The organism is Gordonia sp. BP-119, assembly GCF_016924115.1.
Taxonomy (GTDB): Bacteria; Actinomycetota; Actinomycetes; order Mycobacteriales; family Mycobacteriaceae; genus Gordonia; species Gordonia hongkongensis.
The window spans coordinates 1-22,895 of sequence record NZ_JAFFZF010000050.1 but is presented as its reverse complement, the minus strand read 5'-3'; the positions used below and the strand labels follow the sequence as shown (position 1 = coordinate 22,895).

Below are 22,895 nucleotides of genomic sequence, written 5' to 3'. Positions count from 1 at the left end.
TGTCAGGATCGGCGCATGGCGTACACCTACCGCGACTTCGGATGGCTCGCGATCGACTACCCCTGGACGACCAACGCATTCAGCATGGCCTATATCAGCAACGCTGACCCTCGAGAAGTGATCGCGGCGCTGACCACTCGCTCGCTGCCGAACACGGCGGGCCTCGACGGTGTCAACGAAACCAGCTGGGACCACTTCCGGGTCATCGGAGCCGCACAGCTCGGCACCTGGACGATCACCGTGGCGCCGACCAGCCTGGCGGTCGGCAGCGACACCGATATGGCTGAACTGTCGCGCGGCCGCGAGATCGTGTCGCTGTCCCGAGATGTCGAGGCGCTCAGCGTGTTCACGATCTGGCGAGACGGCACCCAGGTCACCAGCTTCGACCCGCTGCGTTCGGCGTACCAGCGACCCGAACGCCGGCGACTGGCCCGCGCTCATGCAGACCGCCGGCCTTGAGCCCCATCCCTACGAAGACGGCACCGGCGACGACGGGCTGCACCACATCATTGATGGGCTCTGGCGATGGCCGCCAACCACACGAGTCTCGCAATCACCCCGGGCTTCCTGCGCGACGCCGAATTCACCTGCGGCGAAGCGTAAGAACGCTGGAAGGCGCGAGTGCCGCCGCGCGCGTGCGAACCCGCTCACTGGAGGCCTGGCAACCACAGCCCGGTAGCTATTCCGCCACCGCCTACACGTTCATCCCGGAGTACCTGCCCATCGCCGAACGCGACGCCACCATGCTCGTCGTCGACCTGCGTACCAGCAATCGCCGCGGGCTCATCCGCGAGTTCGACAAAGTCGACAACGACGACGAGACACCCACCTGGGACGACCTCACCACGTTGCTCGACGAACTCATCGACGCCCTGACCCAACGCACTACTTTCCTGGGTTGGCAGCCCGCCACCCAGGATGGGCGCTTAATCTGGAACCTCGCCCGCTAACCGTTCAGGAGCCCCGGGATGGATGAAACGACCGATCGACAGTCTCGTCACGACCCACCTGTCGGCCACTTCGGCTGGTGGAAAGGCGTGGCAGCAGTACTGATCGTCGTCATTGGTGCTGCCGCGGGCCTGGCCGGGCTGAGGTGGGCGCTGTTCGAGTGGATCGACAGGGGGATGACCCCGCACACCTACGAGTCGGCCGATGACGCCAAGGGTCTAGCTGAGGGGATCGGGCTCGTCCTCGTCGACGGCGACGACGTCGTCTACGGCGAGGTGTTCAGCGCGTTCCCCGACTCCAGCGCATACCTGGTCATCGTCACACCGTCCGCTGATCGGCTGGCCCAAATCCTTGACCGATCGAAGTTCCCCCCGCCGACACCGATCGCTCCGGAGGACCTCAGCGTGAGAAGCAGCACCCGGCATGGACCGGCACCCAGCCCCACGCTCGTGAAATCCCAACGGTGGCAGTCCACCAACTACCTCACGGCGACATGGGACCCAGCACGCGACCCCCGAACGCTCTACATCAGCGCCACCCAAACCTGATCCGCCGCCACCGACGGCGCGTGAAAGCTGGAATTACCTTATGTCACATAACCATGATAGGTGTTCTCCCCCAGCTGTTTTCGAATGCCGATAATAGATATTATGTCAGGTAAACCTGTCACGGGGAAAGTCTAATGTCTGGAGATCCAGACATTGAAGGTCTACCCTACCGACATGGGCTGGGTACGCGAAAGCGATACGCACTTGCACGAGGCGGCGTTGGTGCCGTTCTTCGAGGACGGGTCTGTGAGTCACGGGTCGACCATGGTCGACGGCGTCGACTACGAGGTCGTCGAGATCGGCGGGCGGCCGGACGGTGATCGTCGTCGGCCGTCGGCCGAGATTGTCGGCTGGTTGTTGCGCTGCGACTGCCGTCGTTGGGAGAGCTCCGACCCCTACAGCTCCGAGTTGTCGAGCTGGACCGATCCGGTGCAGTGGGCGCGGGTGCCCTCAGCGTCCCTCGAGGACCTCGCCCGCCACCGGGTGTTTGCCCCCGACAGCGACGTCCACGCCGACGAGCGGCCTGAGGTTGCGGAGGCCGCCCGCGCGGTGTGGCAGCGCGAGCATCTCGACCCGATCGACGTCGACGGCGAGATTCGGGCGGCGGCGGATGCCCGCAGGGATGCCGACGCGCGGCTCGACGCCGCGGTGGCCAAGGCCCGCCGGCTGGGCCGCTCGTGGGCCGACATCGGCGCCGCCGCCGGCATGACCCGCCAATCAGCGAACGAGCGGTGGAAAGACCGCGTGTGAGCCGCGGAGCGCATCGGCAGGCAGAGGCTGTCATGCGCCGGGGCCGATGCGTCGCCAGTACAGCGCGATGGTGGTGCCGTAGGGGTTGGTCGTGATGTTCAGGCCCCACATGTAGTAGCCGACACCGATTGTGACCCCAAGATCGGCGTGTCTTGAAGGAAATGAACAGCAGATTCGAGATAATGGCAATACCCACAGGGAGGGAATGGCCATGACCAACAAGCGGATCGTGCAAAAGCGCGACGACGGCAACTGGGAAGTCAAACGACCGGGTTCTGACCGCGCCAGCGCGGTGACACCGACGCAGGATGCTGGCATCGATAGGGCTCGACAGATCCTGAAGAACGACGGTGGAGGTGAGCTACAAGTGCGAGGCGTCAACGGTCAGATCCGGGCGCAGGACACCGTAGCGCCCGGTAACGATCCTCGATCGTCGCGCGGCTAGTCAGCGCTCGCACGCACAGGCGGCGGCAACAGGACGAGGCATGGTGAGCATGACGAGTGGAGACGCAGGCGTCGGCGAACAGACCTCGCAGTTCGTGCCCCAGTCCCGGATCGCCTCGGAGTTAAGGGAACTTCCGCCGCGAAAACGCGCCCTGCTTGGCATTGACGATTGGGTGCTTGATCTCGTCGATGCAGTAGTACGCACAACCTTCGTACTTACTGCCGAGGACTCGCGGCCTCTGGACGAACGTCTTGATACTGTGCGCGCGTTCTTTGCCCCTCTTGATGGGGCTATGCCGTCAGTCCTCGCGGACCAGATTGATGACATGCCGGCGAAGCTGGAACAGCTCTCCGCGGAAGGTCTACCGCGCTGGGCGAAAAGACTCACTCGAGACGGCCACTGGAAACGGTTCGCCGAACGGCTAGTCGGCCCGAAGAGCTATGCCCGGATCGGTGTGGCGCTCCGGGAGGACGGCACTGTCGTCGCCCACGGTTTACGCGGCCTCGTCAGGATGATCCGCCCGTACGCGGCCGCTTTTGACGACCTCGTCCAGGTCCTCGGTCCCGACCAGATGGCTGCGCTTCGGGATCTTCCCGGCGGCCTAGTCGCCTCGGCACTTCGCTTCGTGGTGCAACTGGACAGTTTCTTGGAGGATCTCGTTGCATCCGACTTTGACTGGTCACTCCTTAGCGCGTTCGGATCAGCCGGCGAACCGGCCGATCTCGACGAGATCATCGAGCAGGTTCGCCCTCTGATATCAGGCCCTTTGCAGGCCCAGCTGGCCGAACTCAACACACGGCTCGTACGCAAGCTTCGCGGAGCCCGAACGGCTTTGGAAGTGTCCGACGATGGCGTGTCGCAGGCCGCCAATTCCCTGGTCGAGCTGATCGACTGGCTGCTGCGATCGGCGTTCGAGGACGACGAGGTGCTGCGGTGGCTCGATCAGACCGGCCTCGAGAACGAGTGGTATACCGATCCCCAGTCGGGGAAGCAAAGACCCACCAAGAAGGGGCAGGCTCTGTGTTTCGTTCACGGCGCGGCCGACCTCAAGCCTGACGGCCACACCGCACTTCATGAGGCCGTCGCTATCGCTATCGTCACAGCCCGCCGCGGACTTCAGAAGCTCAAACACGCCGACACTGGCGACGACACCGAGAAGGTCCTCGTTGCGCAGTACCACCATGCAGTCGAGGGCTTTCTGACGGTCGCGATACGACTCACCTGGGCAGCTTTACCGCAGGAGGACATCGATCGCCTGCGGACACGTCTTGCCGCCAGGTCATACTCTGCCGCCTAGCGCAAGGACGTGATGGTCCCGTCATGGATCGACCTGCCTAGAACAGACCCAGCACAAGCGTGATCGCCAGGAATAGCGCGAGCTGATAGCCGGTGTTGATGATCGTCAGCTTCAGAGGCTTCTGCTCGAACGAGTTATGCTGGATAAGAGTCGATGCGGACAGCGTCAGCCAGGCGACGAACCCAACCACCACCGCCAGCCACACGGAGTCGTTGCCGGTGGCCGCCGACGTGAGCCCGACGGCGAACGCCAGTCCGAAAGTGGTCGCCGCGTTGGACACGGCGAGCAGGACGAGGTTCCGTGTTCGGACGGGTCTGTTCTTCTCCGGTGTGATGCCCGTGAGTCCTTCCCAGGCGTCCGCGATGGCTCCCCTTGAGTACCAGGCCATCGCGACGACCATCCCCGCGACGAACGCGAGGAGCACACCAATCCAGCTGATCTCCATGCTCATACCTCCTTGACGGCCGGAGCACGGACTGCCCTGGCAACGACGACGGCACATTGATACCATCAAGCATGGTTGAAAATGTCAATCGTGCATCATCACGTCGATCCTACGGTCAGTTCTGCGGGCTGGCGCGCGCGCTCGACGTCGTCGGAGACCGCTGGAACCTCCTGATCGTGCGCGAGCTGCTGCCCGGACCCCTGCGATACGGCGAGCTCAAAGCATCCCTGCCGGGCGTGGCGAGCAACCTCCTCGCCGAGCGGTTGCGGACGATGGAGGAGACCGGCGTTGTGGAGCGAGCGCTGGGAGACACAGGCGTCGTCTACGGACTGACACGATGGGGCACGGAGCTCAAGGAGCCGATGGAGGCCCTGGGCCGGTGGGGCGTGCCTCTGCTGGCCGCCGGGCGCGGTGATGACGAGTTCCGGCCCCGGTGGCTGACGCTCGCCCTGCCCGCCATTCTCCACGGGAGGACGGCAGCGCCGCCCGTCGAGATCGGCTTTGAGGTCGAGGGTCTGCTCATCGTTCTCCGCATCGACGAGGGTGGTCCGAGCGCGCGGATCGGTGACAAGAATCGACCGAACACCGTCCTAGCGGCCGAGGCCGATACCGTTGTCGGCTTCGTCGCCGGCGCTCTCACCATCGACCAAGCGCTCTATGCAGGAGAACTCCGCGGAGACGCGGCCCCCCTTCGGCAAGCGTTCGCCTAAGACGCCACCTCCAAGGCAGCGGATCGGAGGGATCATCCGTAGTCGGTGCGACGCCGTCAACAACCTCATGGCCAGCAACATCTAGCTGTATGAGGCCAAGACGTTGCTGACGCGTGATGGTGTTGCGGACGCGGGTGGCTTGCCTTCGTGCACACCGTGAGGCCGGTGATAGTTGTAGTGCACGTTCCAGGTCTCGAGCGCCTGTGCGCGTTGTTCCTCTGAGGTCCAGGTCCTCGCGTAGAGGAACTCCTCGGCAAGAATCCGGTTGTAGCGCTCGACCTTCCCGTTGTGCTTTGGTGAGTACGGTTTTGTGCGCCGGTGCTCGGCATTGTTCAGGGCGCCGGCGAAGGCGGCAGAGCGGTAACAAGCGCCGTTGTCGGTGATGATCCGCTCGATCTTCACGATTCCGTGCTGAGCGAACCAGTCTCGGGCGCGGTTCAAGAACGCGACGGCGGTGGTGGCCTGCTCGTTCTCAAGCGATTCCGTGTATGCGAGACGCGTGTGCCCATCGATCGCGGAGTGCAGGTACGTGTATCCGGCCCGCGCCCCGCGGGTCTTGGCGCGCGCTGCGGCCCGGGCAGCCGGGCTGTCTTTGCCGTGCACCCGCCAGCCGCCGCCGTTGGGGATGCGCCCGACCTTCTTCACGTCCAGGTGGACCATGTGCCCGGGGTGTTTGGCTGTGATCGTCTTGACCTCCCGGTTCGTCTCGCCGTTCGGGTCGATGAATCGGCGCCGGTTGAGCCCGAGCTGGGCAAGATAGCGGGTGATCGTGCGCCGGCTGACCGCGACACCGGTGGCGTGGAGTTCGAAGGCGATGCGAGATGCCGACCATTTGGTCTCACGGCGCATCGACTCGATCCGCGCCACCGTTTCACCGGGCATTGCGGTCGGCTGCCGGGCCGGGGCAGACGAGCGGTCAAGCAGCCCGATCTCGCCGAACTGCCTGTGGCGGTTCACCCACTTCGACGCGGTCGCACGCGAGATCCCCATCTCGGCAGCCACGTGTGCGATCGGCCGACTGCGGCAGCGCTCAACAAGCCGCGCCCGCCCCTCGGGAGTGAGCGGAGCATTCTTATGCGATCTCATCAGCGTGCAGATGCGATGGCACTCTTCGGCCAAGGGAGCTTCGTTGCGGTCATCGCAGACGTTAGCCGCCAGAGCCGTTCAGCGCTCGTGATGTCGAGTGCATAGGGCTGAACGCCGCCCTCGTCCATCGAGCCACCCTCCTCCGCTACCGAGGCGATGTCGCAGTCTTCGAGATAGAGCCCGCCGCGTCCCTCAAGGAGGAGGGATGTAGCGGCCCACAGGCCCGTGGCGGCGCCCTGGCTCGGCGTCTTGAAGTCGGCACCAACGACGTTGCCATCGAGATCGATCCACCCGAGTTCGACCTGCTCGGCAACTGAGAGTTGTCGCTGCAAGCCGGTCATGATCTTTCCGGGATGTAGCGCAAACGCTCGGACACCGTGGTCGGTGCCGAGATGATCAAGCCAGAGCGCGAAGAGCACGTTCGCGGTCTTCGACTGCCCGTATGCCGCCCACCTGTCGTAACCCGTCAAGAAGTGAAGGTCATCCCACCGGATGTCTGATGCGTGATGTCCAGCCGATGAGTAGACGACAACGCGCGCGCCGGCGCGCGCCAACAACGGGAATAGCCGCGCGGTGAGCGCGAAGTGCCCAAGGTGGTTGACGGCGAACTGGTAATCCCACCCCGGCCCAACCGTACGGGGCGGAGTTGCCATCACGCCCGCGGAGGCGATGAGCATGTCGATTCGCTCGGTCGCGAGGCTGATCCTCTCCGCCGAGCCAGCGAGGCTGCCGAGGTCGGCAAGATCCACTCCCTCGATGACGGTGACACCGTCGAGCCCCGCCAAGGATTCGCGTGCGACCGGTGCGTTGCGCGCCGGCACGATGACCCGAGCACCAGCAGAAACCAGGGCCCGGGTGGTTTCGAGTCCAAGACCTGAGTATCCGCCCGTGACCACAGCGGTCTGTCCTGATAGGTCTTGGTTGACGAGCACATCGGTCGCCGTCGACGCGGCCGTGAATCCGGAGCCGAGGGGGTGTTGTTCTGCAAGTGTCATGCAGTGACGCTATGACCTAGAGTCGACTCTAGGTCAAGCCAGGCGGAGGCGGATTGTGGTCACAGAAGCATCGACAACGTTCTCGATCGGCGACGTCGCTGTCGCGGTCGGGATGAGTGTTCATGCGTTGCGGTTCTACGAACGTGAGGGGCTACTCGTCGGACCGATTGATCGCACAGCAGGCGGTCGCCGCCGCTACACGCAAGTGGATGTCGACTGGCTTCAGATCTGCACCAAGCTCCGCGAATCCGGAATGCCCTTGGCTGAACTGCAACGATTCGCCGCATTGGTGCGACAAGGACCAGGAAACGAGTCCGAGCGGTTGGCGCTGCTCGATGACCATCGAGACCGCGTCAACCAGCAGATACGCGCCCTTGAAGAGGCCAAAGAGATCATCGAGTGGAAGACAAGCATTTACCGTCAGCATGTTCAGGATGGCAACGCAATCGGGCTGTGGGACCCCACCAGTAACACAGCTCCCGACTAGATATCAGCCGTCAACAACCTCCTGGCCAGCAACATCTAGCTGTCTGACACGTCTGCTGGAGCGGAAGCCGAATTGCCGGATTTCGTAACGCCAACTGCTCCGCAGTCCGTGCCGCAGGAGCGGATCGACCGCGACGGCGACGGCGTCGCCTGCGAATAGACACCCCGCCAGCCCACACGCCGTCACGACGGTCCTTTCGGAACGTCGTGACGGCGGTCTAAGCTGCGGGCGCGGCACCCTCCCGGGTGTTGCGAACCCCGTCGTCGAGAACTCTCAAGGAGTGGTCATGGCTGGAATCGCAGACAAGTTCGACAAGGCATACGAAGACAAGTCGCTGGCCGAGCTGGCCGATGCGCCGGTCGCGGCGCTGCAAGGCGTCAGCGACGGCGACGCCGAAAAGCTCCAGGCGGCGTTCAACATCAAGACCGTGCGCGACCTGGGCACCAACAAGTTCTTCCTCTGGGCTCAGGCGGTCGCCAAGCTCGCCGAATAGACCGGCCAGCCCGCGCGGAATACCGCGAGTGGGGCCGCCGTTGACTCGTGCGACGGTGGCGGTCTCATTGCCCCGGGCCTCACCCCTTTCCGTCGCTGCGTGCGGCCACTCGCCGAGAGGCGCACTGACCGGCACCGTCCCTCAACACGCTGGAGCCGCCGACCCCAAGGGTCGGCGGCTCCGTCGTTGTTGCAATTCGAGAGACAGTGCCCCCCTTGTGGAACTGTAGTTTCGACCAGGATTATCGGCGGGTTCCTGGGCGGCCGTGACGCGGCCACGCTGTGACGCCCGCTCAGCCCGTAAAGACCGAGCGGGGGTCACGCGGTTTCACCAACAGATGGAGGTGGGCGGCCCACGCTGCCGCCCACCTCGCCTAACCGCTCGGTGTCGCGGCCGCAGGTGCGCGATACGAGCGGCGGACCGGCCGGAACGAGGTGGCCGGCGCCGAGTGGTGCCAATCCCGCACGTAAGGGTAGGTAGCACCTGCTGCGGATCGCCGACCTGCGCGAAGACAGCATCGATTTCAGCGACCAGCCAGGTGTCTTCGACGTTGATCAGGTCCACACATCCGGCTGGCGACACATAATCTCGAAGATGCCGACTTCGCCGAAGGCTCACTCATCGACGCCGCACCAGTCCAAGTACCAACCACTGTTAACGAGACCAGCGGGATAGAAGTTCAAGAACAGCAGCTGCAGGAGTCTGGCACCGGTAGGTGGGTGTTCATACCGCCTTTCGACATATCAGCCCTCGATCCGGAACAGCGCCTCTCTCGTAGTCTCATGTACGCCTCGCTGTTCCTCGATGCTGACCTCAGCACTGCCCTCAATCACAGGCCAACGGCCTCAGTGACTTCGCTGCGCCGCACGCATATTGCCGGCACGACACTGTCCGGGATGGACTTGCGGGCCTGCACCTTCACCGGCGCCGACGGCCCCGACAAACTTGTCATCGCCGGCGATGACATCCTCTCCAACCATCGCGGAGACAAGGACATGAGGCGGGCCTGGCCCGCTCGCGGACGGAAGTGGTGGCGGACGAGCCGACGCGTCCTGCACGACGAACACGCCGTTCGTCAGTTGCGCCCCACGGCCAGCGACACCGTCGGGGTTGGCGAGACGACAGACGTCATCAGCAAACCCGCGGCCACGCCTACCGCACCACTGACGTATCGCAACGTGGCCGCCACCTACCGATCCCTCCGCAAAGCGCTCGAGGACAGCAGAGATGAGCCAGGCGCCGCCGACTTCTACTACGGCGAGATGACAATGCGGCGCCTCGCCGCGTCACCGCTCTCGGTGGAACGGTGGCTACTCACCCTGTACTGGCTGATTGCCGGATACGGGCTACGCGCGTGGCGGGCCCTGGCCACTCTTGTTGTGGTGATTGCGGTCGCGGGCTGGTGTTTCACCAATGACGCGTGGGCGGTCAAGACGGTGACCAAGACTCCTACGTCCGTGGACCTCGACACCGGGGTCATCACGTCCTCCGCATCGACGGCGGATGGGTTGTCGCAGATGCGGTCCTGGTTGTTCGCCGCACAGGAAGCCGTCGTCCCGTTTCGGCCCGCTGGACTGTCGGGAGTCACCCTTGCAAGCTGGGGCCACCTCATCGACATCGCCGTCCGCATCCTCGGACCGGTCTTGCTCGCGCTTGCGATCTTGGCTGTCCGCAACCGCACCAAGCGCTGATCTTGTGGGGCCAGGCGAACGAGCGCTGGACAGACCGTGGATCAGATCCACACCTGGCCGACGCCTGACGCTCCTCTGATTTGGGCGAAGTTCAGGGATGCTGTGTTCTAACTCGGCGAAGCTCGCCGCTACCTCGACGACGTGCGCCGAACGGTGTGACCCGCTCCCCTACCTGGGTCGACCGTCTTGGTGGCCCGGCGGGCGACGTCGGTGCCTGCGCCTAGAATCCGACAGGTGGGAATTGCGGACACCGAAGCGCGGAATCTCGCTGAGCAGTACCGGCCGCTAGATTTGGGGGAGGTCTGGCACGGTGCAGGGACCCTCCTGGAGGTGGTCGATGGAACCCGTAACCCTGATAGTCGCGGCGATCGCACTCGGCGCGTCTGACGGTGCGCGTGAAACAGCGAAACAGGCAATCGGTGACGCCTACTCGGCCGTGAAGGGCTGGATCACGAACCGGTACAGCTCCGTGACCGCGGAGGTAGAGGGGCTGGAACAGGAACCAGAGGAAGAGCTCCGCCGCGCACTGCTCGCGAAGAAGCTGGATCAGGCAGGTGCTAGCAATGACGTCGAGCTGCTCGGTCTTGCGCAGGCGGTCCTGGCAGCCGTTGACGAGCAAGCTCCTGAATTGCCTGCCACCGTCGGCGTGGTGATCCGCCGGGCGTCGGTTGGGGGCGATATCGAGGTCGTAGACGTGGCTGTCGACGGCGGGAGTGGAGTTGTCGCCGAAGACGTCGCGGCTGGTGGCGATCTGCGGATCGGCAAAGTCTCGGCGCGTGCCCCGCAGGAGCCGCCCCACCCTACCCAGGCGCGGGAGCGGTAGACGGTTCGTCTGCTTCCGCGCACAACTTCACCTCGAACCAGCGCAATGTCATCGCTGGGCGGGACAACAACACGTATTACTCGGTCGGCGCGACAGAGACGGGCAACAGTGGTGGCCGAATCCGCGCAGTAACGGCGTCGGCCAAGCCTGTGCCCATCGGTCAGGGTTTGTGGACCGTTACGGTGAACAATGCGAGTTCGGGTCCGATCACGGACCTCGAAGTCGATGTCTATGCCGTTGATGGGGACGGCAACCGGCTGGAGGATGCGTGTCACCCGGCGAAGGGGAAGATCTCACTACAGGAGCTCCTCCGCGAGATCATGGCGGGCGGGATGAGCGGAACACTAGATGCCATCGGTTCCCGCGCCACCTCGATGTACCCGCCGGGGATGTTCGAGGCCCCAGCAAACCTCGGTTCCTACGGAGGGATGTTCTCGGATTACCTTATGGGTGCACCTGGCCTCGCCTCGCTTCTTCAGAACGCGCAGCAGCAGATGGTGGACAAATACCCGGACGTGATCGCGCGTGATCAGTCAGCTGAGGTGATGTACAGCGCCCCTGGAGCGGCCGAAGTTCGGGTCGATCTCCAGTTCGCCGACGACATGGGCAATTTGTGGCGTCGACGCCACGGTCAGCAACCTGAACCGGTGATGGAGAACGAGTAGCCTAACTCCCTGAGTCCGTCCCACGCCCGAGATGATAAGGCCGCGGTAACACATAAACGCTAGGCGCTAGACCTCGGTCGATCGCCCCTGAGAACAGGCCACTCGATGTCGACCACTGTGCCCACACAAACGCCCCCGAAGATTGCACCCTTCCCCCCGGATTTCGTCAAGGGCGTGTGCGACGTTCTTGCACAGACAGACCATCGCACTCTTTCGGCCGGCCGGGACCATCGGGGTCTCCCTCGTTGGGTTCGGCGCCGTCGTCGACATCACCGTTCGCGTCCTCGGACCGATCTTGCTTGCCCTGGCGATCCTGGCTATTCGCAACCGCACCAAACGCTGATCACGTGTTTCCCAGCAGAGTGCTGCATCCGATGCCGAAGCGGTCGATGGCAAGGCTTATCTGATCGGTACGGAGCAAACCTCATCCATCGCATGCGGAGCAGGCGTCGTCGGGACTGTCCCATTTCACCACTGGTAGCAGATTCCCGAAGAAGGTCTTCGACAGATGATCTTCCGATCGCACTAGAGGAATCCGGTGCGTGGGGGTTTGGATCACGATGCCTTTGACGTATGCACCCGTGAGGGTGAGCTTCAGCTCAGCCAACGAAGTCTTCGCGTCGTCGGGATCGAAGTTGAACACTGCTCCACGCAAGTCAGCTCCCGTGAAATCTGCACCGTTGAGTTTCGTAACGGCGGCTGCCTTTCCTAACAGTTCATGCCCTGTCGCCTTAATGTGCTCCTGGGTCTCGGTCGGGAGGGCGCCCGGGTTGTAGTTCGTGAAGTCGGCGTCCCTCAAGCACGCGTACTGCAGATGAGCATCTGAGAGGTCCGCGCCGGATAGGCAGGCGCTCTGCGCCCGGGCTCCCCCGCCAGTACTCAATCGTGGCTGTCCTGGCTTTCCGCCTACCGCTGTCGGGGCACCCATTTCAGCTCCCTGAAGGTGTGCGCGTAGCAGGTAGGCGCGCTTTAAGCCAGCACCACGTAGGTCAGCTCGGCGCAGGTCGGCGTTGCACAGATCGCAATAGTCGAGTTTTGCGTGCGTTAGATCCATCCCGGCCCACAGCACGTTCGTGAGGTCCGCGTCGCCGAGACTCAAGGTCGGGGATTTGCCGTTCCATCGTTGGGCGGGTTGGGTTTTGAGTCCGATGTATCCCGGTTCTTCTGGACACCGGGCTGGCACGAGGAACTTCTCACGGAGTCGTTCGATGATCGCGTCTCGTACGTAGTCGTCGTAACCGATGCCCTTCAAGTCATGTCCGCTGGCGGTACTTACCGGCGCGCGGTGGGTGTTTGCCCGGAGGTAGGCGGTTAGCGTCTCAACCGCTGGCACCACGGGAGCGTCGGGGTTCGTCTCGTCCTGAAGCCACTCGTCGATCACGGCGACCAGTGCGTAAACCCCGGCGAGTCGACGCGCGAAAGACTGCGCGTCGCCGAGTTGGCCAGTTGCACCTGTGAACCGGTCCCATCGAGCGCGTTCGACCTCACGAGTGTGCGCACGCCAGTTCGCTTGGTTCTCCTCCATGAGCGTGCGGTGGTGGTGCTGCAGGGTGAGCACGACTCCAAGGACGGCGACGATCGCTGCCGCGGCCGCGCCAAGTGGCGTCAGCGCGCCGCCGTACTGATCCTGCGGCGACAGGTTGCCCAGGACCCATCGCAGCGCGAAGTAGGCGACGACAAGTAGGACGACGAGCACTCCGAAGACACCCCAGTAGATCCAGAGAGGGCCCTTCGACACCTCTGACGCTGGACGGCGTCCGTCTGCTCTAGTCATGCAGCAAATGTTCCACATCAGGAGGGCAACTCGGCCGATGGCCTGACCCCGGCCTGGGCCGCTGGTCGGCGTGCTTCGAACGTCTGGCACGCCGACCAGCGAGATAATCGACTACGCGATGATCTTGTGAAGCGCGGTTGCCACCGTGCATGCGGTGACGATGGCGGCCACGGTGCCCGCCGCGAGGTACCCAGCCCCTGCGGCTGCGGTCACGATCAGCGTGATCACCACCCAGCGCAGGGGCAGACCTTCGGCCGGCTGATCGTGATCCTGGGGCGCCCGTGAAGACGGTACGGTTGACATTGCGTTGTTCCTCATTTCTCTCGTGGGATGCCGCACTTGCGGCCTTCGGGGATTCCGCCCCCGAGGGCCGCGTCTTTGGTCTGAGTCCGTCACCTGAGTGATGTCCGATTGACCTCTGACGTGCGACAACAACAGTTGTACGCGGAAAGCGACGGAGCCGTGCTACGCTACCGGCAACGGCTTAACCCGCCGAAACTACGCCGCAAGTTCCGCCGGAGACGACTTTTTAGGAGGGTTAAGACGTTGAGTTTGAGGCGCTGCGTTTAAGAGATAATGTGACGTAAATCACTTATTGGGGGTCGTCGTGGCCAGACTGTTCGAGCTGAGCGTCGCGCGGCCACCTAACCCGCGGGAGCGTGCCGTGCTTGAAGCACGGTTGAACAGACTCGCCCAGATGGAACAGTCTGTCGCGGACGCGGGGCACTGGCTTCAGGAGCTGATGGAGGACCGCGTCTCGCCGGCTGGCGATGTCCGGCTTCGGCACGGCTTCGTGCGTCTTTTCGCCCCGGATTCGTCAGCAGACACCACCAACCGCAACGCGACCAGGCGTGACCAGCGGCCACCGAGTACTCGGTTGATGTCTCCCCGAGGTCGTTCGTTGTCGTTCTTCCTGACCGCGCTTTTCGAAGCGCAGATGCGCTTGAAACCAGGGCAAGCCGCATCGCCCAACGAACTTCCACTAAAAGCGACAAACGGTCACGCTGGGTGGACAAACTTCATCGCGACTGACGCCCAAGACTTCACGGAAGGCCGCCACCTCGCAGAGGTGTCCGACAAGAAGGTACGCCAGATCCAATCGAGCCTGGTCAGACTCCACAAGGAGAATCTGATCAGCCTCACCTCTCACGATCGCCGGCGCCAGTACCAAGACTTCGTTCTGAAATGCGAAGACGCCCGGCCCCACAGCAACAACAGCTTTTACCGGGTGCCTGATAGCGATTTTTTCACCGTGCCGGCGTCGCTGTTCACCAACGGGTGGATCCACGTCCTCGAGGACAGCGAACTGGTGCTTTTGCTCATCGCTGCACGATTGCACTACAAGCACGGCGACGAGGCTCAGCCGCTCCCCTCCGGTCCGCGGAAGCTGAACTACGGTTTGAGCCGTGACTCCTTCGAGGCCGGCCATCGCATGCTCGCCTACCTCGACGTTCTAGACGTCATCTCCGACTTCCAGCGCTCGGCCGACGGAAAGGTCGATGGATTCAGCGATCGAGGTGCACAACCCCACCTTCTACGGTTCCACCCCGAGGCCCTTGACCGACCCGCATTTCCGACTATTACGACGACCATCAAAGAACAGATCGCCAAATCCGAGGGGTGAATGGCCTGGACACTGCAATCCTGCGTGAGTGTCGGCCGTGTAGGACTGCGCCCCGCTAACCGATGCGGTTGCGGGGCGCAGTACGTATTTGGGCGTGGGGGTCACCAGGTGAGCTGCGGCTGTTTCGTCGGGGCCTGGTAGGTGTCGAACTGCCAGCCTTTGAAGCCCCGTGCGCAGGCTGTTGCGTCGAGGTTGGGGTTCTGCGTGAGGATTGTGTTGCGCCACGCGGTGCACTCCACGACACCGCTGTAGGTGTAGGTGTTCGCCTGTGCGGGTGCCGCGGTGAGACCGCCGGCGAGCGCGGATGCGCCGATTCCGGCGGTGACGACCCCGGCGACTACGACGGCGCGCACCTTGTTGGTGATGTTCATACTGATCTCCTCCTGACGATTTTTGATTGCTACACAACGTGATTGATTGAACGCAGGGTTTCACTGGGCCAGGCTTCGGGACAGGCGACGGGCTGGTCGAAGACGAGGGACCGCCGGTGCCTGTCACCGGAAACCGCTCAACGTTCGTGCGGGCGCCGAGTCCCTGTCTGAGGACGAGTCGACGCCCGCACAGCCGAGTCCGGATTGGAGTAGCTATCTGACTTCGAAGTGCGGATCGTCAGGGAGGCTGGACCATTCGCCACCCCACACGATCTGACCGCCCATGCTGGCTAGCTTGGCGCGTATCTTTCCGACTTGCACGGGCGTGAAGGTGCCCGAGAAGCCCTGACCGCCATGAATTTCGAGGTTGAGATCCACGGCGGTACCGCTGCCGTGATTGGAGTAGGCCGTATTCGTCGGCGGGACGAGTGCCGGTTCGGCCCATGACCAGTCGTCACCGTTGCCCAGAGTGATCGGCTCGACATTGGCATCGAACCAGGTGACGAACTCGCGGAGCAGTTCGGTGGGCTTACCGGGGGCGGTCCAGAAATTGACCCCGTTAACGGCCCATTGGGTGGTTTGGGCCTGAGTGATGAGCGGGTACCCATTTTGGGAGGTCCCGGCGGCGGCAGCGCCGGCGCCGAGAATGGATGCGCACCCGACGACAAGCGCCGAACCGGCGACCAGGAGATGGGTGCGGAGGCTGCGGGAGGGCAGCGTGGAGCAAGAGTGACTGGACGGCATCAGTCAACCTTTCGATTCGATTGTGAACGTTGCGATTCTCAGCAGACCCGCGCCGACGGCAACCAGCAGGGATCTGCAGCAGCAGAGAACCTATCGCAGACAGTACCCGTGAACTGTCCACCCGGAGGTCTGCGACCGCCGACTATCCGTCGACCGGCGAGCCGAAGAGTCCGGGAAGACGTCCGTTTTCGCCCTGTGAAGTCCCTGGCGGCCGACGTCGTGCGGCGGGTTAGGCTACGCGCGTGACCATGCCATCACCTGGTCCTGGCCATCCCGGCTACGGGTTCCAGGGCCCGCCCGGACAGCCCGGGCAGCATCCGCAGAACGCCGGTTTTCCGGGACAGGGAATCCCGTACGGCGCACCTGCGCCCTATCCGGGAGGTGTGTACCCGCCGCATCCCGGCGGCCGGCCACCGAAGAAGAGCCGCAAGGGACTATGGCTGCTAGCCGGGCTCTTCGGGTTCGCGACGGTGCTGGCCTTGATGATCGCGGTGAGCGTGGCCCTCGAGGACCCCAGTGACTTCGAGAACAACGTCGCCAACACCACCGAGGTGGAGGTCGGTGACTGTTTGACGGTAGGCGAACTCGCCGGGGAGCTCGAGGTCGAGACGGTCGACTGCAGCTACCGAGGGTTTCATTACACAGTCGCGGAACGGGTGCAGACCCGAAACGGTTGTGGCATCGACTACGCCGCATTCTGGTACGAGGAACGCCCGTACGCCGGCGCCCGCCCACGCATCGAGGAAGTACTGTGCCTCGCCCAGGTGTACCAGCAGGGGCTCTGCTACTCCGAACCGCCAACGGATGTGCCAAACCCGTTAGCCAAGGTGAGCGTGGTCGACTGTTCGCGGGTGACGCTGGTTCCGGGCGGTACGAACTACTTCAAGGTCGAGACCAAGGTGGCCGCGGCTCCGGAATGCACAGAGGGACAGGTCGAGTACTTCGCCGCGAAGCCGACACCGGCTGGATACTGCTTGACGTACTTCGAGCCTTAGACCATCCGCCGCGCGGCTAGTACGCAGTCGTAGAGCCCTCTGCGCCGTGATTGTGAGGCACGGGCGGCCGGGGCGAGGATCGGAGGTTCCACTGCCAGTCGGGGAACTCGGTTTCGAGCTGGGTGATCCGGTCGGGCGAGAGTCGGTGTCGTCTGTACTCGGTGCGGCGTTTGGCCACCCACGCGCCGATCGGGAATCCGGCGATCGTTGCATCGCGGGGTGGCGAGCTAGTGCCGTGTGCGGCGGTGTAGCGGTGCAGGTGGTCCAGGCCGACGGGAACGGTGCACGTGCCCGCAGGGTCCACTGCCAGTCGGGGAACTCGGCTTCGAGCTGACGGACGTGTCCAGGTGGTATTTGTCCGGCCCGGTATTCGGCGCGGCGGCTGGCGACCCAGGTACCGATCGGGAATCCGTCGATGACGTCGTGTCGGCGGGCGTTGCTGGTGCCGTGGAGGGCGACGTAGCGGCGCAGATGGGTCAGGCCGGCAGCGAAGGTCGTCCGGGCGTTGGTCTTCCACTGCCAGTCCGGGAACTCAGACTCGAGTTGCGCGATTCGCTCCGCGGGCAAGACGCCGCGGCGATAGTCGGTGCGGCGTGTGTTGACCCACCGGCCTATCGGGAATCCGTCGATGACGTCTCGCTGGCGTGGGCTGCTGGTGCCGTGCATGGCGACGTACCGATGTAGATGGGCGATACCCTCATCGAATCGGATGGTCACGGTCACCTAGTGTGCCTCGCTGCGAACGGTCGATCACCCACCCGGCGTCTCACCACGAGTATCGAGGGGCTATGGGTGGGTATTCCGTCTGGTGTCTAGCTGTCACCCAGCATGGGATCTATACTGGGATCGAGAGGTGATCACCATGACAGCAGCGCATCCTCGGCCGGATCTGGCCGCCTACGCCGAAGCGGCCCGTATGTCGCAGCCCGAGCTCGTGGCTGCGTTGCGCGATCTGCTCGGCGCGAAGCTCGTGGCCTACCTGGGGCGGGTGAGCGAGACCCGGGCGGTGCGGCAGTGGGCTGAGGGCACCCGCACCATCGCCAACCCCGAGGACGTTGAACGGCTCCGGATCGCCTACCGCGCAGCCCGCCTGATCACCGAACGCGACACCCCCGCCGTCGCACAAGCGTGGTTTCAGGGCCTGAACCCGGTCCTCGACGACCGGGCGCCGGCGTTGCTGTTGCGCGACGGCGAGCTCGCTGACGTCGGCCCCCAGGTGCTCAATGCTGCCCGCCAGTTCGCCGCGGTGGGATGAACCAACCCCGCACGTCGACCATCGGCACCCTGCACGGCCCGATCACCACCAGCATCCAGACCGTCACGTCCATTTATCGGGTCGGGTACGCGCCGAGTCCGTGGGAGTGGACGCCGTGGGAGTACGCCACCGACGGCCGCTTCGCCGGCCGGTGGGATGACCCCGACGGGGTGTGGCGCACCCTGTACTGCGCCGACACTCCCCTGGCCTGCTACCTCGAAGTCCTCGCCTTCGCCCGACCCAGCCCGCAACTGATCGCCGAGCTCGACGACATCGTCGTCGACGACGAAGACGAGCAGGAGTACCCCACGCTGCCACCCGGGCGCGTCCCGCGATCGTGGTGTGAGGCACGGATGCTCGGCCACGCCACCCTGACCGGACGGTTCGCGGTGCCCGCCGACCCGGACAGCCTCGCCACCCTGCGGACGGTGTTTCGACCGCTCGCCATCCGCTACGGACTCGATGACCTCGACACCGCCGCCCTGCGGGACGGCCGGCCCCGCGGTCTCACCCAGGCCATCTCCCGCTGGATCTACGCCCTCACCGACCACGGACAGGCAGCGGTCGACGGGATCGAGTTCGACTCCCGCCACGGCGACCAGCTGCACATGTGGGCGCTCTACGAACGCGCCGCCGACCCCGACATCAGCCCCCACATCGACGTTGTCGACCACTGCCCCATCGACGCCGCGGATCCACACCTGGCCCGCGCCCTGACCCTCCTCGGACTCGAGTGGACCCCCGCCTAGATCGACCTGAAACAGGCGGCGCCGCAACGCCGAACGAGCATCAGTCTCGTTCGACCAGCCGTGGTAATGCCTACGACCGTCTCTTCGACACCGGGATCGCCCACCTGCACCGCTACGCCGCCATGCATGGTTCCAGCTCACCTCCCCGCGGCGCGACGATCGACGGTTTCGCGATCGGTCAGTGGGTCGTCAACCGCCGTGCCGAGTACCGGAGGGGCCATCTGTCGGCCGAGCGGATCCGCCGCCTCGAAACCGAGTTCCCCCGCTGGGTGTGGAATGTGCGTGACGCGATGTTCGACGTCGGCGTGACTCATCTGCACCGTTTCGCCGCCGTCCACGGCACGAGCAACGCCGGAGAAGGCGATGTGGTCGACGGTTTCGAGATCGGCACCTGGGTCGCGTCCCGCCGCGCCGACTACCGCAAAGGCCGACTGTCGGCGGCGCGGATCCGCCGCATCGAAACCGAGTTCCCGGACTGGCAGTGGCTGCCGCAGGACGAGGCCTTCGCGGCCGCGTTCGAGACCGGACTGTCCCACCTGCGCCGCTACGTCGCCCTCCACGGGACCAGCCAGGTCCCCCAGCGGGATCTGATCGACGGGTTCCCGATCGGTACCTGGGTCGCCACCCGCCGCGCCGACTACCGCAAAGGCCGACTGTCGGCCGAGCGGATCCGCCGCATCGAAACCGAGTTCCCGGACTGGCGATGGACGGTACGACCCGCCGCCACGAAGAGCAGGCGGTGACGCCATGCCCAGCGAGCACAACTCCCCGACCGCTGGCCGCCGACGTGCGGACGATCGGCGGTTCGACGCCGGGATCGCACACCTGCACCGCTACGTCGCCGCGCATGGATCGAGCTCGCCACCTCGCGATGCGACGATCGACGGATTTCGGATCGGCGCCTGGGTCGACAGCCGACGCACCGACTACCGGCTCGGCCGGCTATCGCCCGAGCGGATCCGCCGCATCGAAACCGAGTTCCCCGACTGGCGGTGGAACGTGCTCGATGCCGCCTTCGCGGCCGGGATCGACCACCTGCGCCGCTACGCCGCCACCCACGGCACCAGCAACCCCCGCCAGCACGACGTCATCGACGACTTCCCGATCGGCCAATGGGCAGCGAACCGCCGCGCCGACTACCGCACAGGCCGACTACCCCCTGACCGAATCGCGCTGCTCGACAACGAATTCCAGGACTGGCAATGGAATCCCCAGGACGCAGCATCGGCCGCCGCGTTCGAGACCGGCCTCGCGCACCTGCACCGGTATCGAGTAGTGCACGGCACCAGCAACCCCCGCCAGCGCGACGTCATCGACGGCTTCGCGATCGGCCAGTGGGTCGCCAACCGTCGCGCCGACTACCGTCTGGGCCGGCTGTCGGCCGACCGGGTCCGCCGCCTCGAGACCGAGTTCCCGAACTGGCGGTGGACTGTGCGAGGCCGCTCCTAATTCGACCGAAGAACCACGGAGCCGAGGCAACGGATTCAAACCCGTCCAGTGTCAGTTCGAGCGCGATCGACAGCACAGATGCCGCGCGCCCCAGGTCGACCAGGCCAGGTCGCAGAGCTTTTGGCCAATACCGGGACCGGCGGTCAGCTATCGACGCCGAGGGCGAAGACCTGAATGTTGGAGGGGTCTGGTCGTCTAGTCAGGAGGTCACGAGTGCCGCAACACAGGGTGGACATGCGATTGCCGTCTCGACCGGTCGATGTGGGCAACGGCGACACATCGCTGTCGGTCTATGCCGATAACGTCAAGCTTGGCGAGATCGGGCTGTCTCGCGGGGGTGTGACCTGGTGGGCGCGGGACGCGAAGAACCCGACGCGGGATCTGACCTGGGAGCAGTTTGCCCGCTTGATGGAGCAGGGCTAACCCTCGCCTCTGTCAATTTCGGTGCGGCAGGCCCGGTTTCGTGCGTCGTAAGGGGGCCTCACCCGACGACGTAGCGGGCCAAGATCGCCTGGAGCTCGTAGATGTCGACCTGCCGATTGAATTGTCGAGCGATCGGATGCGAGGCACCTGATAGCCAGATCTTCAGTTCGGCGTCCAGGTCGAACGTGCCGGCTGTCTCCACCGAGAAGTGCGTCACCGATCGGTACGGGACCGAGTGATACTCGACCTTCTTGCCCGTGATCCCCTGCTTATCGATGAGAAGGAGCCGTCGGTTCGTGAAGAGGAACACGTCGCGAACCAGGCGGTAGCCGGCGTCGACCGTCTCGCCCTCACCCAAGAGCTTCGCGAACTCCGCTTGCCCCTGACGCGGGTCGATACGACCAGCGTTGCCCATCATCCCGTTCATGATTCCCATGGACCAACTTCTAGCAAAGTGATCGAGATGTCCCCCAAATAGGTGACACCGCAGCGGACTTCGGGAGCCTGACGGGCCAACCAAAAGCGTGACGAAATGCCGGGAGGGCGTAACGCTGTCCGAGTGGGTTGCTATAGGTAGTTGACATTCGATCGGCCAGTGCGCGCCGATCGCCGCTTGTGTGAAAGGCTCTCCCGCTCAATGGCTATGCCCCCGATCCCCCCTGCCGTCTCCTCCTCGTCAGAGCCGCCGGCCGCCCCTTCACCTCGCAGGACTCGATCCCGGGTTCTGATCGGCAGCTGCACCGCTGTGCTGGCCCTGGCGCTGGGGGCATGCGGGACGACCGACACGACCACCGAGCGTGTCGCCGACACCTCGACCCTGCCTGCGACAACGACGTCCGCCCAGACGTCGTCGGAGGTGTCGCTGCCCACCGCGACACCGGTCGTCACGGTGTCGGCGGCACCGGCCGCGAACAAAGCGCTGGCCACGCTGGACACCCTCGAGGTGAAGGGTCGCGCACCCAAGACCGGGTATGACCGTGCGCTGTTCGGGCAAGCCTGGACCGATGACGTGAACGTCGACAGCGGCCGCAACGGCTGCGACACCCGCAACGACATCCTGCGCCGCGACCTCACCAACATCATGCTCAAGCCCGGCTCGAACGGCTGCGCAGTGCAGTCCGGAACCCTGGCCGATCCCTACACCGGCACCACCATCCCGTTCGTGCGTGGCCCCCAGACCTCGTCGGCGGTGCAGATCGACCACGTCGTCGCCTTGTCGGATGCATGGCAGAAGGGCGCCCAGCAGCTCTCCGCGGCCCAGCGAGCAGACTTCGCCAACGATCCGCGCAACCTGCAAGCCACCGACGGCCCCACCAACCAGCAGAAGGGCGACGGTGACGCCGCGACCTGGCTGACGCCCAACCGCTCCTACCGCTGCACCTACGTCGCCCGTCAGGTCGAGGTCAAAGCCGCCTACCAGCTGTGGGTAACCCAGGCCGAGAAGGACGCCATCACCCGCGTCCTCGGTAGCTGCGGCGCCGCGGTGCCGGCACCGACGACCCGCCAGGTCCCCAACACCCGGACCTCGACGGCGACACCGATCCCGGAACCGACCTACACCCCGCCGACGACGACCTACACCCCGCCACCCGCGGCTGAGGCACCCTCGTCGGTCTACTACGCCAACTGCTCGGCAGTCCGCGCCGCGGGCGCGGCCCCGATCTACGCCGGCCAACCCGGCTACAGCAGCAAGCTCGACCGCGACGGCGACGGCGTCGCCTGCGAATAGACACCCCGCCATCCCACACGCCGTCACGACGGTCCTTTCGGAACGTCGTGACGGCGGTCTAGGCTGCGGGCGCGGCACCCTCCCGGGTGTTGCGAACCCCGTCGTCGAGAACTCTCAAGGAGTGGTCATGGCTGGAATCGCAGACAAGTTCGACAAGGCATACGAAGACAAGTCGCTGGCCGAGCTGGCCGATGCGCCGGTCGCGGCGCTGCAAGGCGTCAGCGACGGCGACGCCGAAAAGCTCCAGGCGGCGTTCAACATCAAGACCGTGCGCGACCTGGGCACCAACAAGTTCTTCCTCTGGGCTCAGGCGGTCGCCAAGCTCGCCGAATAGACCGGCCAGCCCGCGCGGAATACCGCGAGTGGGGCCGCCGTTGACTCGTGCGACGGTGGCGGGCT

32 protein-coding genes and 1 pseudogene are annotated in these 22,895 nt (G+C 64.7%); 22 read left to right on the top strand and 11 right to left on the bottom strand.

Translation table 11 applies throughout. From position 1 onward, the window contains the following. Positions 1 to 15: 15 nt before the first annotated feature. The 4 genes from JW364_RS21350 to JW364_RS21335 all read left to right on the top strand — a co-directional run bounded on the left by JW364_RS21350 (position 16) and on the right by JW364_RS21335 (position 2,246). Positions 16 to 459 carry a DUF6461 domain-containing protein gene (locus JW364_RS21350; RefSeq protein ID WP_205334303.1) on the top strand — a complete coding sequence of 148 codons (444 nt, stop codon included), beginning with the start codon at positions 16 to 18 and terminating at the stop codon, positions 457 to 459. A gap of 176 nt (positions 460 to 635) precedes the next feature. Then, positions 636 to 950, top strand: a complete 315-nt coding sequence (locus JW364_RS21345; RefSeq protein ID WP_280361930.1) for a hypothetical protein — start codon at positions 636 to 638, stop codon at positions 948 to 950. 87 nt (positions 951 to 1,037) lie between these two features. Then, on the top strand, positions 1,038 to 1,496 hold the full coding sequence (locus JW364_RS21340; protein ID WP_205334302.1) for a hypothetical protein: 459 nt from the start codon (positions 1,038 to 1,040) through the stop codon (positions 1,494 to 1,496). Between the two features lie 174 nt (positions 1,497 to 1,670). Continuing rightward, positions 1,671 to 2,246, top strand: a complete 576-nt coding sequence (locus tag JW364_RS21335; protein ID WP_205334301.1) for a hypothetical protein — start codon at positions 1,671 to 1,673, stop codon at positions 2,244 to 2,246. 30 nt (positions 2,247 to 2,276) lie between these two features. On the opposite strand, the gene JW364_RS21330 is transcribed toward JW364_RS21335, so the two are convergent. Next, positions 2,277 to 2,459 (bottom strand): hypothetical protein, encoded by a 183-nt coding sequence (locus JW364_RS21330; protein WP_205334300.1) that lies wholly within the window; start codon positions 2,457 to 2,459, stop codon positions 2,277 to 2,279. On the opposite strand from JW364_RS21330, the gene JW364_RS21325 reads away from it, so the two are divergent. Both JW364_RS21325 and JW364_RS21320 read left to right on the top strand, forming a co-directional pair. Then, positions 2,458 to 2,691: a DUF2188 domain-containing protein gene (locus JW364_RS21325; protein WP_240199427.1), complete on the top strand. Its 234-nt coding sequence runs from the start codon at positions 2,458 to 2,460 to the stop codon at positions 2,689 to 2,691. The genes JW364_RS21330 and JW364_RS21325 overlap by 2 nt on opposite strands. A 40-nt stretch (positions 2,692 to 2,731) precedes the next feature. Then, positions 2,732 to 3,988, top strand: a complete 1,257-nt coding sequence (locus tag JW364_RS21320) for a hypothetical protein (protein WP_205334298.1) — start codon at positions 2,732 to 2,734, stop codon at positions 3,986 to 3,988. Positions 3,989 to 4,025: 37 nt separating this feature from the next. On the opposite strand, the gene JW364_RS21315 is transcribed toward JW364_RS21320, so the two are convergent. After that, positions 4,026 to 4,439, bottom strand: a complete 414-nt coding sequence (locus tag JW364_RS21315; RefSeq protein ID WP_240199426.1) for a DUF1761 domain-containing protein — start codon at positions 4,437 to 4,439, stop codon at positions 4,026 to 4,028. Between the two features lie 65 nt (positions 4,440 to 4,504). Between JW364_RS21315 and JW364_RS21310 the strand changes: the two genes are divergently transcribed. Then, positions 4,505 to 5,143 carry a helix-turn-helix domain-containing protein gene (locus tag JW364_RS21310; RefSeq protein WP_065629412.1) on the top strand — a complete coding sequence of 213 codons (639 nt, stop codon included), beginning with the start codon at positions 4,505 to 4,507 and terminating at the stop codon, positions 5,141 to 5,143. Positions 5,144 to 5,224: 81 nt separating this feature from the next. Here JW364_RS21310 and JW364_RS21305 read toward each other — a convergent pair whose 3' ends face one another. Together JW364_RS21305 and JW364_RS21300 are read right to left on the bottom strand one after the other, a co-directional pair. Next, positions 5,225 to 6,229 carry an IS481 family transposase gene (locus JW364_RS21305; RefSeq protein WP_205334297.1) on the bottom strand — a complete coding sequence of 335 codons (1,005 nt, stop codon included), beginning with the start codon at positions 6,227 to 6,229 and terminating at the stop codon, positions 5,225 to 5,227. Then, positions 6,229 to 7,224: an oxidoreductase gene (locus JW364_RS21300; RefSeq protein WP_205334296.1), complete on the bottom strand. Its 996-nt coding sequence runs from the start codon at positions 7,222 to 7,224 to the stop codon at positions 6,229 to 6,231. Before JW364_RS21300 ends, JW364_RS21305 begins: the two co-directional genes overlap by 1 nt. A gap of 55 nt (positions 7,225 to 7,279) precedes the next feature. Here JW364_RS21300 and JW364_RS21295 point away from each other — a divergent pair, with 55 nt between their 5' ends. The 6 genes from JW364_RS21295 to JW364_RS21270 all read left to right on the top strand — a co-directional run bounded on the left by JW364_RS21295 (position 7,280) and on the right by JW364_RS21270 (position 11,383). Continuing rightward, positions 7,280 to 7,711 (top strand): MerR family transcriptional regulator, encoded by a 432-nt coding sequence (locus JW364_RS21295; protein ID WP_205334295.1) that lies wholly within the window; start codon positions 7,280 to 7,282, stop codon positions 7,709 to 7,711. 108 nt (positions 7,712 to 7,819) lie between these two features. Beyond that, positions 7,820 to 7,870, top strand: a complete 51-nt coding sequence (locus JW364_RS24690; protein ID WP_368072714.1) for an excalibur calcium-binding domain-containing protein — start codon at positions 7,820 to 7,822, stop codon at positions 7,868 to 7,870. Between the two features lie 127 nt (positions 7,871 to 7,997). Then, positions 7,998 to 8,204, top strand: a complete 207-nt coding sequence (locus JW364_RS21285) for a hypothetical protein (RefSeq protein WP_044508856.1) — start codon at positions 7,998 to 8,000, stop codon at positions 8,202 to 8,204. Positions 8,205 to 9,100: 896 nt separating this feature from the next. Next, positions 9,101 to 9,895 carry a hypothetical protein gene (locus JW364_RS21280; protein ID WP_205334294.1) on the top strand — a complete coding sequence of 265 codons (795 nt, stop codon included), beginning with the start codon at positions 9,101 to 9,103 and terminating at the stop codon, positions 9,893 to 9,895. Positions 9,896 to 10,232: 337 nt separating this feature from the next. Then, positions 10,233 to 10,718: a hypothetical protein gene (locus JW364_RS21275; RefSeq protein ID WP_205334293.1), complete on the top strand. Its 486-nt coding sequence runs from the start codon at positions 10,233 to 10,235 to the stop codon at positions 10,716 to 10,718. Between the two features lie 182 nt (positions 10,719 to 10,900). Then, complete coding sequence (locus JW364_RS21270; protein ID WP_307814819.1) at positions 10,901 to 11,383, top strand: hypothetical protein; 483 nt, start codon at positions 10,901 to 10,903, stop codon at positions 11,381 to 11,383. A 424-nt stretch (positions 11,384 to 11,807) separates the two neighbouring features. Here JW364_RS21270 and JW364_RS21265 read toward each other — a convergent pair whose 3' ends face one another. Further along, a complete protein-coding gene (locus JW364_RS21265) occupies positions 11,808 to 13,157 on the bottom strand; it encodes a pentapeptide repeat-containing protein (protein WP_205334291.1) in 1,350 nt (449 codons plus the stop codon). Positions 13,158 to 13,268: 111 nt separating this feature from the next. Next, positions 13,269 to 13,460, bottom strand: coding sequence for a hypothetical protein (locus JW364_RS21260; protein ID WP_205334290.1), 192 nt, complete (start codon positions 13,458 to 13,460; stop codon positions 13,269 to 13,271). 394 nt (positions 13,461 to 13,854) lie between these two features. Between JW364_RS21260 and JW364_RS21255 the strand changes: the two genes are divergently transcribed. Then, on the top strand, positions 13,855 to 14,781 hold the full coding sequence (locus tag JW364_RS21255; protein WP_205334289.1) for a hypothetical protein: 927 nt from the start codon (positions 13,855 to 13,857) through the stop codon (positions 14,779 to 14,781). A gap of 101 nt (positions 14,782 to 14,882) precedes the next feature. Here JW364_RS21255 and JW364_RS21250 read toward each other — a convergent pair whose 3' ends face one another. Both JW364_RS21250 and JW364_RS21245 read right to left on the bottom strand, forming a co-directional pair. After that, complete coding sequence (locus JW364_RS21250; protein ID WP_205334288.1) at positions 14,883 to 15,152, bottom strand: hypothetical protein; 270 nt, start codon at positions 15,150 to 15,152, stop codon at positions 14,883 to 14,885. 213 nt (positions 15,153 to 15,365) lie between these two features. Then, entirely contained in the window at positions 15,366 to 15,896 is a 531-nt protein-coding gene (locus tag JW364_RS21245; protein WP_205334287.1) for a M15 family metallopeptidase, read from the bottom strand. 242 nt (positions 15,897 to 16,138) lie between these two features. Between JW364_RS21245 and JW364_RS21240 the strand changes: the two genes are divergently transcribed. Beyond that, on the top strand, positions 16,139 to 16,891 hold the full coding sequence (locus tag JW364_RS21240; protein WP_205334286.1) for a hypothetical protein: 753 nt from the start codon (positions 16,139 to 16,141) through the stop codon (positions 16,889 to 16,891). 16 nt (positions 16,892 to 16,907) lie between these two features. Here JW364_RS21240 and JW364_RS24315 read toward each other — a convergent pair whose 3' ends face one another. Further along, positions 16,908 to 17,195, bottom strand: coding sequence for a helicase associated domain-containing protein (locus JW364_RS24315; RefSeq protein ID WP_307814818.1), 288 nt, complete (start codon positions 17,193 to 17,195; stop codon positions 16,908 to 16,910). A gap of 77 nt (positions 17,196 to 17,272) precedes the next feature. Then, positions 17,273 to 17,557: pseudogene (locus tag JW364_RS24310) on the bottom strand (helicase associated domain-containing protein); the annotation flags it as partial. Positions 17,558 to 17,753: 196 nt separating this feature from the next. Here JW364_RS24310 and JW364_RS21230 point away from each other — a divergent pair. From JW364_RS21230 to JW364_RS21210, 5 genes are all read left to right on the top strand, one after another. Then, positions 17,754 to 18,146, top strand: a complete 393-nt coding sequence (locus tag JW364_RS21230; RefSeq protein WP_040526729.1) for a hypothetical protein — start codon at positions 17,754 to 17,756, stop codon at positions 18,144 to 18,146. Beyond that, the gene (locus JW364_RS21225) at positions 18,143 to 18,895 is read left to right on the top strand and encodes an RES domain-containing protein (RefSeq protein WP_205334285.1); all 753 of its coding nucleotides are present in this window, start codon (positions 18,143 to 18,145) and stop codon (positions 18,893 to 18,895) included. Before JW364_RS21230 ends, JW364_RS21225 begins: the two co-directional genes overlap by 4 nt. Next, a complete protein-coding gene (locus tag JW364_RS21220) occupies positions 18,880 to 19,638 on the top strand; it encodes a helicase associated domain-containing protein (RefSeq protein ID WP_205334284.1) in 759 nt (252 codons plus the stop codon). The genes JW364_RS21225 and JW364_RS21220 overlap by 16 nt, the downstream gene beginning before the upstream one ends. A 4-nt stretch (positions 19,639 to 19,642) precedes the next feature. Beyond that, on the top strand, positions 19,643 to 20,344 hold the full coding sequence (locus JW364_RS21215) for a helicase associated domain-containing protein (protein WP_205334283.1): 702 nt from the start codon (positions 19,643 to 19,645) through the stop codon (positions 20,342 to 20,344). Between the two features lie 234 nt (positions 20,345 to 20,578). Continuing rightward, positions 20,579 to 20,767, top strand: coding sequence for a hypothetical protein (locus JW364_RS21210; RefSeq protein ID WP_139114236.1), 189 nt, complete (start codon positions 20,579 to 20,581; stop codon positions 20,765 to 20,767). A 58-nt stretch (positions 20,768 to 20,825) separates the two neighbouring features. Here JW364_RS21210 and JW364_RS21205 read toward each other — a convergent pair whose 3' ends face one another. Then, positions 20,826 to 21,203 (bottom strand): PH domain-containing protein, encoded by a 378-nt coding sequence (locus tag JW364_RS21205; RefSeq protein WP_058253261.1) that lies wholly within the window; start codon positions 21,201 to 21,203, stop codon positions 20,826 to 20,828. A gap of 207 nt (positions 21,204 to 21,410) precedes the next feature. On the opposite strand from JW364_RS21205, the gene JW364_RS21200 reads away from it, so the two are divergent. Together JW364_RS21200 and JW364_RS21195 are read left to right on the top strand one after the other, a co-directional pair. After that, positions 21,411 to 22,496 (top strand): DUF1524 domain-containing protein, encoded by a 1,086-nt coding sequence (locus tag JW364_RS21200; RefSeq protein WP_374100862.1) that lies wholly within the window; start codon positions 21,411 to 21,413, stop codon positions 22,494 to 22,496. Positions 22,497 to 22,623: 127 nt separating this feature from the next. Next, complete coding sequence (locus JW364_RS21195; RefSeq protein WP_044508856.1) at positions 22,624 to 22,830, top strand: hypothetical protein; 207 nt, start codon at positions 22,624 to 22,626, stop codon at positions 22,828 to 22,830. Positions 22,831 to 22,895 lie beyond the last annotated feature (65 nt).

What these genes read in the sequence shown, in the direction of transcription:
- JW364_RS21350 (WP_205334303.1), top strand. Translation starts at nt 16, where the DNA reads ATGGCGTACACCTACCGCGACTTCGGATGGCTCGCGATCGACTACCCC.
- JW364_RS21335 (WP_205334301.1), top strand. Translation starts at nt 1,671, where the DNA reads ATGGGCTGGGTACGCGAAAGCGATACGCACTTGCACGAGGCGGCGTTG.
- JW364_RS21325 (WP_240199427.1), top strand. Translation starts at nt 2,458, where the DNA reads ATGACCAACAAGCGGATCGTGCAAAAGCGCGACGACGGCAACTGGGAA.
- JW364_RS21330 (WP_205334300.1), bottom strand. Translation starts at nt 2,459, where the DNA reads ATGGCCATTCCCTCCCTGTGGGTATTGCCATTATCTCGAATCTGCTGT.
- JW364_RS21320 (WP_205334298.1), top strand. Translation starts at nt 2,732, where the DNA reads ATGGTGAGCATGACGAGTGGAGACGCAGGCGTCGGCGAACAGACCTCG.
- JW364_RS21315 (WP_240199426.1), bottom strand. Translation starts at nt 4,439, where the DNA reads ATGAGCATGGAGATCAGCTGGATTGGTGTGCTCCTCGCGTTCGTCGCG.
- JW364_RS21310 (WP_065629412.1), top strand. Translation starts at nt 4,505, where the DNA reads ATGGTTGAAAATGTCAATCGTGCATCATCACGTCGATCCTACGGTCAG.
- JW364_RS21305 (WP_205334297.1), bottom strand. Translation starts at nt 6,229, where the DNA reads ATGAGATCGCATAAGAATGCTCCGCTCACTCCCGAGGGGCGGGCGCGG.
- JW364_RS21300 (WP_205334296.1), bottom strand. Translation starts at nt 7,224, where the DNA reads ATGACACTTGCAGAACAACACCCCCTCGGCTCCGGATTCACGGCCGCG.
- JW364_RS21285 (WP_044508856.1), top strand. Translation starts at nt 7,998, where the DNA reads ATGGCTGGAATCGCAGACAAGTTCGACAAGGCATACGAAGACAAGTCG.
- JW364_RS21280 (WP_205334294.1), top strand. Translation starts at nt 9,101, where the DNA reads ATGGACTTGCGGGCCTGCACCTTCACCGGCGCCGACGGCCCCGACAAA.
- JW364_RS21275 (WP_205334293.1), top strand. Translation starts at nt 10,233, where the DNA reads ATGGAACCCGTAACCCTGATAGTCGCGGCGATCGCACTCGGCGCGTCT.
- JW364_RS21265 (WP_205334291.1), bottom strand. Translation starts at nt 13,157, where the DNA reads ATGACTAGAGCAGACGGACGCCGTCCAGCGTCAGAGGTGTCGAAGGGC.
- JW364_RS21260 (WP_205334290.1), bottom strand. Translation starts at nt 13,460, where the DNA reads ATGTCAACCGTACCGTCTTCACGGGCGCCCCAGGATCACGATCAGCCG.
- JW364_RS21255 (WP_205334289.1), top strand. Translation starts at nt 13,855, where the DNA reads ATGGAACAGTCTGTCGCGGACGCGGGGCACTGGCTTCAGGAGCTGATG.
- JW364_RS21250 (WP_205334288.1), bottom strand. Translation starts at nt 15,152, where the DNA reads ATGAACATCACCAACAAGGTGCGCGCCGTCGTAGTCGCCGGGGTCGTC.
- JW364_RS21245 (WP_205334287.1), bottom strand. Translation starts at nt 15,896, where the DNA reads ATGCCGTCCAGTCACTCTTGCTCCACGCTGCCCTCCCGCAGCCTCCGC.
- JW364_RS21230 (WP_040526729.1), top strand. Translation starts at nt 17,754, where the DNA reads ATGACAGCAGCGCATCCTCGGCCGGATCTGGCCGCCTACGCCGAAGCG.
- JW364_RS21225 (WP_205334285.1), top strand. Translation starts at nt 18,143, where the DNA reads ATGAACCAACCCCGCACGTCGACCATCGGCACCCTGCACGGCCCGATC.
- JW364_RS21215 (WP_205334283.1), top strand. Translation starts at nt 19,643, where the DNA reads ATGCCCAGCGAGCACAACTCCCCGACCGCTGGCCGCCGACGTGCGGAC.
- JW364_RS21210 (WP_139114236.1), top strand. Translation starts at nt 20,579, where the DNA reads ATGCGATTGCCGTCTCGACCGGTCGATGTGGGCAACGGCGACACATCG.
- JW364_RS21205 (WP_058253261.1), bottom strand. Translation starts at nt 21,203, where the DNA reads ATGGGAATCATGAACGGGATGATGGGCAACGCTGGTCGTATCGACCCG.
- JW364_RS21200 (WP_374100862.1), top strand. Translation starts at nt 21,411, where the DNA reads ATGCCCCCGATCCCCCCTGCCGTCTCCTCCTCGTCAGAGCCGCCGGCC.
- JW364_RS21195 (WP_044508856.1), top strand. Translation starts at nt 22,624, where the DNA reads ATGGCTGGAATCGCAGACAAGTTCGACAAGGCATACGAAGACAAGTCG.